Here is a 10,837-nt window from a genome sequence, read left to right on the forward strand (position 1 = left end):
AATGTATTGACAGATTTGCTCGATTGTGTGCTTCCCCGGTATTGTGTAGTGTGCGGGAAGCGGTTGTTGGCTCCGGAGCGGGATTTGTGCCTCGGTTGCCTTGCCGATATTCCGTATACCTATATGTGGACCGAGCGGGGGCAATGGGTGTTCTCACTATTTTATTACAATGATGTCTCCCCATATAAGAGGCTGGCACTGTCGGTCAAATATATGGGGAATTCCAGTCTCGGTGTAAGGCTCGGGCGGCTCCTTGGTTCGTATGCGGCCCTTGCGGGGAACGGTCTCGGCGGCATAGACATAGTCGCCCCTGTCCCTCTGCACTGGACGAGAAAATGGAAGCGAGGGTATAACCAGTCCGAGATGATAGCCGAAGGTTTCGTCTCCGGTTACGGCTCCGTATGCGGAAAATATCCGTTGTTGCTCCCTTCCCTTTTCAAAAGGCGAAGGCGCACGGCTTCACAGACTTATGTGAATGTGGCCGATAAGGTTTCCAATGTAAGGAACGCCTTTGTCCTTGGCGGGGATTCCGCCGTCGTCGATGCTCTGGTAAAGGAAAACGGCAGGGTAAGGATATTGATTGTGGATGATACCTGTACGACAGGGGCTACCTTGCTTTCATGTTCATCGGCCCTGAAAACTTATGGGATTTCCGTGGAAGTGCTTTTCGCTTCGGTGGCAAAGGTACGGGAGGACTGAGCCCTGCTCCTGTTTTTGTTTTTCCGTGTCTTTACGAGGCGGCCTTGAAGGATTTGCCGATTGCGTCCCTCAGTTCGCCGCTGTTGTTGATTGTCACGGCTTTCCCGTCGTTTATGAATGAAATGCGCCCTGTTTCCTCGGAAACCACTATCGCATCGGCATCCGTTTCTTCCGTAATCCCGATGGCGGCCTTGTGCCTCATGCCGAAATGGCTCGGCAGGTTGGGGTTTTCGCTGATGGGAAGCGTGCATCTTGCAGCCACTATCCGGTCTCCGGATACAATCATCGCCCCGTCGTGCAGAGGGGAATTTTTGAAGAAAATGTTCATTATCAGGCGGTGGCTTATACGTGCGTCTATCAGGTCCCCGGTTTCTATTATCGTGTCCAGGCGGGACAGGTGCGGGATTATTATAAGGGCCCCGGTCCTGTCATCCGACATCCTCACGCAGGCTTCTACAATTTCATTCACCGACCTGGAATTGAGTTCCGTCTTCCGGCTCTGGCCGAAGAAAAACCTGAAAAGCCCTGTCCTTTTCCCTGTTTTCATGTATCTCATTCCCAAATGGAGCAGGAAACGTCTTATTTCCTGTTGGAAAAGTATGATTATGGCTATTGCGCCGACACCGATTACCTGGCTTATGATTGCGGAAGTGAGTTTCATGTTCAGGGCGTCCACGATTATCCATGCGAACAGGATGACCAGGATGCCTAAAAATATACCCATGGCCGCAGTTCCACGTATCAGTTTGAAAATCTGATATATAAGCAGGCCTACGAGCAGGATGTCCAGTATGTCTACGAAAGATATGTTCAAAAAATCCAGCATAATCAGATGTACCTTTGGGATTTCCAATCTGCAAATATAGCAAAATCAGACGATTTCTCGCTATATTTGCCTGCGGCAGAAATACTGCTCACGCCTCGGAAAGAATGTGGTATAACTTATCTTTCATTTTGAAAATGCGCCAAAAAAGTGCATAAATAATCATTTTTTGATTACCTTTGCACTAAAATTACCCAATATGACAATCAGAGAATGGATTCGGTATAGAGAAATAAGTGGTTTTCCGACTTTTTCTGTCGAGGAGATAAGGCTGACATTTCCCAATTATTCGGAACAGGTTATCAGGAATGAACTTTTCCGATTATCGTCCCGTGGCATTCTGTATTCTGCGTATAAGGGATTTTATATTATTGTTCCTCCGCAATATGCAGCGAAAAGGATTGTACCTCCAATTTATTACATTGACCAGTTGATGTCATATCTGAAAAAGCCATATTACATAAGCCTGTTGAGTGCTGCGGAAATCTTAGGTGCTGCGCACCAGCGCCCGCAAAGGTTTTCCGTAATGACAATATTCCCGAAGTCGTCCGTTTCGCCATCAAAAAACAATACGCTTGTCTGGACATACCGTAAGGAGATTCCATCGGACCTTTTACTGTCAAAGAATTCTGAAACCGGAGTAATCCATTACTCGAATGTGGAATTGACCTCCATTGATATTGTGCAGTATGAACAGTATATCGGCGGTCTTTCAAGAGCTGCCACTATTTTGGAAGAGTTGGCAGAGAAGATGGATTTTCGGGATGCCTCCAAAAATTTGTTCGTTCATACCTCAATTGCCACTGTACAACGTTTGGGATATATTCTGGAGGAGGTTCTTGAACAGAAAGAGGTTGCGGAAGTGCTTCATACGGAACTGTTGTCATACGCCAAGCGTTTCAGGTATGTCCCGTTAAGTACCAATCGGCCGGAAAAGGATGTGGAAAAGAATACCCGTTGGAAAGTTAATGTAAATTCGATAATAGAAACAGACGAAATATGATAAACAGGGCAGCTATTACCCAATGGAATAAAATTGTTCCTTGGAATGACAATGCACAAGTGGAACAGGACCTTATTATATCCCGTGCGCTTGTCGCCATTTTCAGTGATGGGTTCCTTGCCTCGCAGTTGGCTTTCAGGGGAGGTACGGCACTTCATAAGCTGTATTTGTCGCCACAGCCCAGGTATAGTGAAGATATTGACTTGGTACAAATCACACCGGGACCGATAAAGCCAATCATGTTCAGACTGGGCGAAGTCCTGAGCTTCTTGCCTGACAGGGTTACAAAACAAAAGCGATACAATAATACAATGTTGTTCCGTATGGAATCTGAGGTACCTCCTGTCATTCCGCTTCGATTGAAAATCGAGATAAATTGTTTTGAACATTTTAATGAACTCGGATTGGTCAAAATTCCGTTCGAGATGGAAAACAGCTGGTTCTCGGGTAAATGCGAGATAACGACATATTGTCTGAATGAACTGTTGGGGACAAAACTAAGGGCTTTGTATCAACGAAAAAAAGGAAGGGACCTTTTTGATTTATATGTAGCTTTGTCGCAAGCCTCCGTAAATATTGATGAAATACTCCGTTGTTACAGGCGTTACATGTCCTTTGTCGTAAAACAGCCGCCAACATACAAGCAATTCATCAACAACATGGAGGGAAAAATGTCAGATCCGGATTTCTTGGGAGATACTCAAAATCTGATTCGTCCTGACATAGAATTCAATCCGCAGTCAGGTTATGAACTTGTCCGCTCGTTATTGATAGATAAATTATAGTAAAGCCTTGCAGCCTCCGCCTCTCGGCAATGCAGTTTGAATAAATTCATTTGCTCTGCTCTCGGCTTCTCACTATATTTGCATCTTATGAAGTGTAGGAATGGAGATGGAAAACTTTTTGACGTACATATTGAAAACTGAACAGAAACTCGGCTTCGACAAGGTAAGGGAGTCGGTCAGTGCGAAGTGTTCCATGGCATATTCGAAGGAAAGGGCCGGCAGTGAAGGTTTCTCCACTTCCGTCGCGGAGATTTCCCGCAGGCTGGAACTCACTGACGAGATGAGGATGATTCTGATGTTCGAAGACTCGTTCCCGTCCCAGGGTTTTGAAGACTGCATGGATTTTCTTATCCCCCTCAAGGCCGAATCTTCATATATAGATGTCGTTTCCATGGGCAAACTGCGCAAGGCAATGGATGCCGTAAGGCGCATCGTCTTCTTTTTCGATTCGGTCAAGGACGGACTGTATCCGAGACTGAAGGAAATGGCTTCTCCCGTGCTGTGTTTTCCTGCTGTGCTCGACAGGATAGATTCGATACTCGACCGTTACGGGGCCGTAAAAGACAATGCTTCTGAGCAGCTTGCCACAATACGCCGTTCCCTGAGGGATGCCGAGTCTTCGATATCGCGCAAGGCCGAAGCCGTCCTGAGGCGGGGCCAGGAAGAGGGAATCGTGGACAAGGACGCTTCCGTATCCGTGCGCGACGGCAAGATACTCATACCGGTATCGTCCGCTAACAAACGCAAGCTGAAAGGCTTTATCATCGACGAGTCCGCTACCGGTAAAACCACTTTCATCGAGCCGGAAGAAATAGTCGAACTCGACAACCGTATAAGCGAGCTGCGTTTTGCCGAGAGGAGGGAAATCATAAGGATTCTGGCCGAGTTCACCGCTTTTCTCCGCCCTTATATCGATGACATAGCGGATTCTTTCCGTTTTTTGGGAGAGATAGATTTCATAATGGCCAAGGCCCAGGTCTCATTGGACTTCATAGCCGGCAAACCGATTATCTCGGATAACGGGGAACTCAATCTGCGCAAGGCCAGGCATCCGATTTTGGAGAAAAACCTGAAAAAAGAACACAAGGAAATAGTCCCGCTGACCATTTCGCTCACCCCTCAGAGGCATATCATGCTCATATCCGGCCCGAATGCCGGCGGAAAATCGGTCTGCCTGAAGACGGTGGGGCTGATTCAGTATATGTTCCAGTGGGGGATGCTCGTCCCTTCATCGGAAATATCCGAGCTTCCCGTATTCAACTCCATAATGGTGGACATCGGTGATGATCAGTCTATTGAAAACGATTTGAGTACATACAGTTCCCATCTCGCCAATATGAGGGACATGCTGTCGTATGCCGACGGGAAAACCCTCGTGCTGATAGACGAATTCGGCTCGGGAACAGAGCCTGCCGCTGGAGGTGCAATAGCGGAGGCCATCCTTGCGGAACTCGACAGGAGAGGGGTCTTCGGCGTGATAACCACCCATTATACCAACCTGAAACTCTATGCATCGGGTGACAACGGAGTGGTAAACGGTGCCATGCAGTTCGATGTGAAGAACATAACGCCTTTATTCAGGCTCGAAACCGGCCTTCCCGGGAATTCTTTCGCTTTCGAGCTGGCGAGGAAAATGGGGTTGCCCGAAAGCATCATAAAGGATGCGGAGTCACGTGCCGGGGAGGAATTCGTAGGCATCGAGCGCAATCTCCGCCGTATCGCCCGCAGCCGGCGCGCCATAGATGAAAAACTGTCGCATATCAAAAGTACGGACAAGACCCTTGACAGTCTGACGGAAAGGTATCAGAATGAGCTGGAAGCCATAAGGAAAACCAAGAAAGAGATTATAGACGAGGCCAAACGCGAGGCCAAGGAAATAATATCCGGGGCCAACAGGCTCATAGAAAATACCGTGAGGACGATAAGGGAATCGCAGGCGGATGCGGTCGAGACAAAGAAGGCGAGGAGTGCGGTTTCCGCTTTCTCGGCTTCGCTGGACAAGCCGGCCCCCGAAGATGACGGTATCGAGCGCAAAATCGGGCAGATTAAGGCCCGGCGCGAGAGGGAGGCCCGGAAAAAGCTGATGCGTGCGGGTGAGAAAGAGAGGGCCGAAATGGAGCGTAAAGCCCGTGAAGAAGCCGCCGAAAAGGCTTTCCGCGAAAGTCCTCTGGGCGTAGGGGACAAAGTCCGGTTAAAGGACAGCGGCCTTGTCGGGGAAGTTGTCCGTGTAAGTCCGAAGCAGGTCTTTGTTTCCGTAGGCAATATTTCCACGAGGGTGGCTCCTGACAAGGTCGAGAAAATATCCTCCGGAGAATTCAGGAAGTCCGCCGTGCAGCCCGTACAGACTGTAAGGAGGGAAGATCCCGCCTTGCGCGAACGCAGGCTGAATTTCAAGAGCGAAATAGATTTGCGCGGGGAGCGGGTGGCCGAGGCCCTGTCGGCCGTGGTCAATTATATAGATGATGCGATAATGCTCGGAGTCCCTTCTGTCAGAATCCTTCACGGCAAGGGGACCGGGGCGTTGCGGGAAGAAATACAGAAATATTTGAAGACCGTTCCGGGCGTATCTTCCGTAAAGGACGAAGACATCCGCTTCGGAGGGTCGGGGATAACCGTAGTGACATTTGACTGATTATGCGTTTTGCCAATTATTTGCTTGTGACGGTGGCTTTGGCCGTTTTGCCACTTGCCTCCTGTTCCCGGAAAGGCGGGACGGATGCGGAAGAAACGGTGAGGAAATTCGTGGAGTACTGGCTTGCGGCAGACATGGATTCCGTCAGGGCGTATTGCTCGGACGGGGTTTTCGAGAGCGTATCAGGCGTATTCGAAGAAAATGCGGGAGACAGTGCCGTCATTTCCAAATTCAGGCAGATGCTGTCCTCTACGAAGATAGTCTCTTCGGAGCTGCAACCTGCCGGGGATGATTCTGTGGCGGTCGCACTTGTCATGGAAGGCCCGGATGGAGCCGGGAATACGTATCGGGGAAATTTTCTTGCCGTTAAAAATGACGGAAAATGGACGGTCGCCGGCATTCTGTAGGAAAGGCCGGAGAGGATGCGGCAGCAGCCTACCTCGAATCATTGGGGCATGAAATCCTGGCCAGAGGCTGGAGAAACGGCCATCTGGAAGTGGATATCATTTCGGAAACCGGAAAATACCTGCATTTCGTGGAGGTGAAGACAAGGTTTTTTCCGGAAGTCACCCCCGCTTCGGCCGTAAACAGGGCCAAGATGCTGAACATGTGCCGTGCCGCCAGGGCATACCTCGCCATGCATCCTGCATCCAAGGAAGTGCGTTTCGATGTGGTTGCGGTCTCCGCAAATGACCGGGGTGGTGCGATTATTGAATATATTGAGGATGCTTTTCTTCCATTTTTTTAGAAGATTGCAGCTTTTTTGGTAATTTTGCAATTTGGAACCTCAAAATTCATGTAAGATATGAAGAATCGTTACTGTGTCATAATGGCGGGCGGTGTCGGAAGCCGCTTCTGGCCGATAAGCCGCAGCAGTATGCCGAAACAGTTTCTTGACATAACCGGTTCGGGCAAGACCTTTTTGCGGGAGACATTCGACCGTTTTGCCAAAATCCTGCCGGTGGAGAATATTTTTGTGGTTACGGGGCGGATTTATGAGGACATAGTGGCCGGGCAATTGCCCGAAATGCCTTCTGAAAATATCTTTTTGGAGCCTTTCGGCCGGAATACGGCACCATGTATAGCATATTCATTATATAAGCTTTTGGCAAAGGATCCCGACTCCACGATGGTTGTGGCTCCGTCGGACCATTGGATAAAGGAGGAGGACATCTTCGTCAGGAATATCCTTGAGGCCTTCGACCATGCGGAAAAGCATGATTCTTTGGTAACTCTCGGCATCAAGCCGACGAGGCCGGAAACGAACTATGGTTACATCCAGGTTTCGGCCGCCTCGCAAAGCAAATTCAGAGGAGGGGCCATGCCTGTAAAGACCTTTACGGAAAAACCGGATCTGGAAATGGCCCAGGTGTTCATGAACAGCGGGGAGTTTTACTGGAATTCGGGAATCTTCGTTTGGAGCCTTGCTTCCATCCGCGGGGAACTCGAAAAATATATGCCGGAACTCGCTTCGCAATTCGACGGCTGGAAGGATGTGATGTGGACGGATGCGGAAGAGGATTTTGTCGAAAAGGCATACGGGGACAGTCCGAAGATATCGATTGACTATGCCGTAATGGAGAAAACCGACAAGGCCTGGCTGATTCCGGCGGATTTTTCGTGGTCGGATCTCGGGACATGGGAGTCGCTCTACAGGTGTCTCGGCAATAAGGATGAAAACGGGAATCTCGTCCTTGCGAAGGATAGCCTCGTTTCCGGCGTGACGGATTCGATATTGCTTTCGAAAGAGAAGGGCAAGCTGATTGCGGTCAGGGGGCTCGAAAACTTCATTGTGGTTAATACCGATGACGTGCTGCTTATATGCCCGAAGGTCGAGGCGGATATCAAGCAGGTGATTACGGATTTGTCCATGAGCGATTTCAACAAGTATAAATAGACATAAATACATAATTTATGAGTAACAATAAGATAGGATTGAATATAACGTCCGAAACAGCCGGATTGAATGCCGTAATCCTCCATACACCGGGCAAGGAGGTGGAAAACATGACTCCGGCGAATGCGCACAAGGCCCTTTACAGCGATATCCTCAGCCTGGGCATTGCCGTCCAGGAGTACAGGCAGTTGAGCGGAGTGCTCTCAAAGGTGGCGGATACGTACGAGGTATCCGACCTGCTCAGGTCCGTGCTCGATAACCCGATAGGAAAGGATTGGCTTATCGGGGAGGTATGCAACACCGAATCCGCCATGGATTTGGCTAAGGAGCTGTCCGATCTGCCTTCGGATGTGCTTGCCCGCTACCTGATAGAAGGCATGCCGTTGAAATACAGTTCTCTTACGGCCTTTCTCAGCGGAGAGAAATTCGCATTGTCTCCTTTATACAATTTTTATTTTACAAGGGATTCGGCAGTCGTCATAGGCGGCAACGCCGTCATTTGCAAGATGGCAAACAAGGTGCGCGACCGCGAATCCATAATAATGAAGGCGATATATACGTACAGCGGACTTTTCGGCTGCAATGTCATAGAGCCCGGAAAGGATGCCAGATACGGCTCCCGTGTGAAGATTGAAGGAGGCGATGTCCTGGTAGCCCGCAATGATTTGCTTATCATAGGCAACGGGCTGCGCACGTCCACTGAAGGCATAGATGCCCTGATAGCCGGTCTCTCAACTTCGACTTCCCTGTCCACTTTCGGAAGGGACGGCAGTTTCGATGTCCTGGTGCAGCAGCTTCCTTCCTCCCCAGAGTCGTTCATCCATCTCGATATGGTGTTTACCTTGCTCGGAAACGGCAAATGCATGGTGTACAAGCCTTTGATTATGGAACCGGGTATATACCGCACCATACGCATGCATGTGGAGAACGGCAATGTGACGGAGATTGTTCCGGAGCACAACCTGCTTTCCGCCCTGGCCAAGGTAGGCATGGAACTGGAGCCGATAATTTGCGGCGGGACCGAAAATGCCTGGACACAGGACAGGGAGCAGTGGCACAGCGGCGCGAACTTCTTCGCTTTCGCTCCTGGCAAGGTGATAGGTTACAGACGGAACGAGGCAACCATTGCAGAGCTGGCGAAAAACGGTTTCGAACCGGTAAGGGCCTGGGACATATTGGACGGAGTCCGTTCCCTGGATGACATGGGCGACTGTGTTGTTACCATCGAAGGCTCGGAACTCCCTCGCGGCGGCGGTGGCGGAAGATGTATGACACAGCCTGTTTCGCGGGCATAGCCTGGCCGGCTTCCGTACGCGTGCGGCTGGCTTGGTACGTGTGCTGTGCTTGCGGTTTTTAATTTTATTCGATGGCGCAGTTTTTAATGACACAGTTTTATTGGTGCAGTTTTAATGATGCGGTTTTAATGGTGCAATTTTAGTGTAGAAGCATTTTATATGGAAAACAAGATAAAGGATTTGATGCAGCGTATCGAGGCCATGAAGGCTTCGAATGAGCAGGAGATAGAGGAACTGAGGGTGAGGCTTCTCGGAAAGAAAGGCGAAGTGACGGCGCTTTTCGAGGAGTTCAGGACCGTGCCGCCTGAAATGAAAAAACTTTTCGGTCAGAAGCTGAACGGTCTGAAAACGGCGGCCCAGGCGAAGATTGAAGAATTGAAAAATTCCGTAGGAAAACAGGTTTCTTCCTCTTCGAAGACGGACCTTACAATGCCGGGCGTTCCTTACCTGACAGGCTCCCGCCATCCGATATCGATAACGCGTAATGAAATCATATCCATTTTTTCGAAATCCGGCTACAGTGTCGTAGAGGGCCCGGAAATAGAAGACGACTGGCATGTCTTCGGCGCCTTGAATTTCCCTCCCGAACATCCGGCGAGGGATATGCAGGATACGTTTTTCGTAACTTCCGGTGACAATCCCGTCCTGTTGAGGACCCATACGAGTTCCGTGCAGGTTAGGGCGATGGAAAAACTTCCGCTTCCTATAAGGATTATATGCCCGGGGAGGGTTTTCCGTAATGAGGCCATTTCCGCCCGGGCCCATTGCATCTTCCATCAGGTCGAAGGACTTTACATAGACGAAGGTGTCTCTTTTGCCGACATGAAGCAGGCGATATTGCTTTTCGCGCAGGAGATGTTCGGAAAGGATGCCAAAATAAGGATGAGGCCGTCATATTTTCCATTCACGGAACCGAGTGCGGAAGTCGATGTAAGTTGCAATATATGCAAAGGCAAGGGCTGCAATATATGCAAGGGTACCGGCTGGCTTGAGATTATGGGATGCGGGATGGTAGACCCTAACGTGCTCGAAGCTTCCGGCATAGACAGCAGAAAATATTCCGGTTTCGCTTTCGGTATGGGCGTGGAGCGCATCGCCATGTTGAAGTGGCAGGTAAAGGATTTGAGAGAATATTTTGAAAACGATTTGAGGTTTCTTTCGGAATTTGAAACCGCAATTTAACTGCAATCTGAGAAGCTGTTTGAAATTTTTTCTTGGAAATTTTTAAACAGCTTCTGACAATTTTTTTTAAAAAACTCTTGGAGTTTTGAAATTTATTCGTACCTTTGCAATCCCGAAACCGAAAGAGGTGTCCTTGCAGTTGAGGGCGTGTCGCCTCAAAGGTATCGGATGTATGCGGAAATAGCTCAGTTGGTAGAGCACGACCTTGCCAAGGTCGGGGTCGCGAGTTCGAGTCTCGTTTTCCGCTCGATGATGTTTAGTTTTTTTCATAATATGAAATTTTTTGCCTCGCTGTGCGTTCTGTATAGCGAGGTTTTTTTATGATTCCGGCGCCCGTTGGAAAAACGGACCAGCGGATAATGGACCAGCGGATAATTCCGGTTGGCGGCTCCACCGGTCACGCATAAATTTCGGCCTAGTCGACAAAATTCATGATGGCACACGAATAAATATTTCTTAGTCGACAAAATTCATGATAATAGTGTCAATAATGGCGTGATATATATTCGTCAATGAGTTTT

The 10,837-nt window shown here is 49.1% G+C and carries 10 protein-coding genes and 1 tRNA gene; 10 read left to right on the plus strand and 1 reads right to left on the minus strand.

What is annotated here, in order from left to right:
- The first annotated feature begins 6 nt into the window (after window positions 1-6).
- Window positions 7-699: a ComF family protein gene (locus B5F83_RS08245; protein WP_143822567.1), complete on the plus strand. Its 693-nt coding sequence runs from the start codon at window positions 7-9 to the stop codon at window positions 697-699.
- Between the two features lie 31 nt (window positions 700-730).
- On the opposite strand, the gene cdaA is transcribed toward B5F83_RS08245, so the two are convergent.
- Window positions 731-1,525, minus strand: coding sequence for a diadenylate cyclase CdaA (gene cdaA / locus B5F83_RS08250; RefSeq protein ID WP_087279333.1), 795 nt, complete (start codon window positions 1,523-1,525; stop codon window positions 731-733).
- A 196-nt stretch (window positions 1,526-1,721) separates the two neighbouring features.
- Between cdaA and B5F83_RS08255 the strand changes: the two genes are divergently transcribed.
- The 9 genes from B5F83_RS08255 (at window position 1,722) to B5F83_RS08295 (ending at window position 10,563) form a co-directional block, all read left to right on the plus strand.
- A complete protein-coding gene (locus B5F83_RS08255; RefSeq protein ID WP_087279330.1) occupies window positions 1,722-2,525 on the plus strand; it encodes a type IV toxin-antitoxin system AbiEi family antitoxin in 804 nt (267 codons plus the stop codon).
- Window positions 2,522-3,310, plus strand: a complete 789-nt coding sequence (locus tag B5F83_RS08260) for a nucleotidyl transferase AbiEii/AbiGii toxin family protein (RefSeq protein WP_087279328.1) — start codon at window positions 2,522-2,524, stop codon at window positions 3,308-3,310. The genes B5F83_RS08255 and B5F83_RS08260 overlap by 4 nt, the downstream gene beginning before the upstream one ends.
- A 106-nt stretch (window positions 3,311-3,416) precedes the next feature.
- A complete protein-coding gene (locus B5F83_RS08265; RefSeq protein ID WP_087279526.1) occupies window positions 3,417-5,942 on the plus strand; it encodes a Smr/MutS family protein in 2,526 nt (841 codons plus the stop codon).
- A gap of 2 nt (window positions 5,943-5,944) precedes the next feature.
- Window positions 5,945-6,349, plus strand: coding sequence for a nuclear transport factor 2 family protein (locus B5F83_RS08270; protein ID WP_087279324.1), 405 nt, complete (start codon window positions 5,945-5,947; stop codon window positions 6,347-6,349).
- Entirely contained in the window at window positions 6,325-6,690 is a 366-nt protein-coding gene (locus B5F83_RS08275) for a YraN family protein (protein ID WP_087279321.1), read from the plus strand. The genes B5F83_RS08270 and B5F83_RS08275 overlap by 25 nt, the downstream gene beginning before the upstream one ends.
- A 57-nt stretch (window positions 6,691-6,747) precedes the next feature.
- A complete protein-coding gene (locus B5F83_RS08280) occupies window positions 6,748-7,839 on the plus strand; it encodes a mannose-1-phosphate guanylyltransferase (RefSeq protein WP_087279318.1) in 1,092 nt (363 codons plus the stop codon).
- Between the two features lie 17 nt (window positions 7,840-7,856).
- Window positions 7,857-9,134 carry an arginine deiminase family protein gene (locus tag B5F83_RS08285; RefSeq protein ID WP_087279315.1) on the plus strand — a complete coding sequence of 426 codons (1,278 nt, stop codon included), beginning with the start codon at window positions 7,857-7,859 and terminating at the stop codon, window positions 9,132-9,134.
- Window positions 9,135-9,293: 159 nt separating this feature from the next.
- The gene (gene pheS / locus B5F83_RS08290) at window positions 9,294-10,316 is read left to right on the plus strand and encodes a phenylalanine--tRNA ligase subunit alpha (RefSeq protein ID WP_087279312.1); all 1,023 of its coding nucleotides are present in this window, start codon (window positions 9,294-9,296) and stop codon (window positions 10,314-10,316) included.
- A 174-nt stretch (window positions 10,317-10,490) separates the two neighbouring features.
- Window positions 10,491-10,563, plus strand: a tRNA-Gly gene (locus tag B5F83_RS08295).
- Window positions 10,564-10,837: the final 274 nt, after the last annotated feature.

The organism is Muribaculum sp. An289, assembly GCF_002159555.1.
GTDB lineage: Bacteria > Bacteroidota > Bacteroidia > Bacteroidales > UBA932 > Merdivivens > Merdivivens faecigallinarum.

Coding starts and splice junctions, on each gene's coding strand:
- B5F83_RS08285 (WP_087279315.1), top strand. CDS start 7,857: ATGAGTAACAATAAGATAGGATTGAATATAACGTCCGAAACAGCCGGA.
- B5F83_RS08265 (WP_087279526.1), top strand. CDS start 3,417: ATGGAAAACTTTTTGACGTACATATTGAAAACTGAACAGAAACTCGGC.
- B5F83_RS08280 (WP_087279318.1), top strand. CDS start 6,748: ATGAAGAATCGTTACTGTGTCATAATGGCGGGCGGTGTCGGAAGCCGC.
- B5F83_RS08270 (WP_087279324.1), top strand. CDS start 5,945: ATGCGTTTTGCCAATTATTTGCTTGTGACGGTGGCTTTGGCCGTTTTG.
- B5F83_RS08260 (WP_087279328.1), top strand. CDS start 2,522: ATGATAAACAGGGCAGCTATTACCCAATGGAATAAAATTGTTCCTTGG.
- pheS (WP_087279312.1), top strand. CDS start 9,294: ATGGAAAACAAGATAAAGGATTTGATGCAGCGTATCGAGGCCATGAAG.
- B5F83_RS08275 (WP_087279321.1), top strand. CDS start 6,325: ATGGACGGTCGCCGGCATTCTGTAGGAAAGGCCGGAGAGGATGCGGCA.
- B5F83_RS08255 (WP_087279330.1), top strand. CDS start 1,722: ATGACAATCAGAGAATGGATTCGGTATAGAGAAATAAGTGGTTTTCCG.
- cdaA (WP_087279333.1), bottom strand. CDS start 1,525: ATGCTGGATTTTTTGAACATATCTTTCGTAGACATACTGGACATCCTG.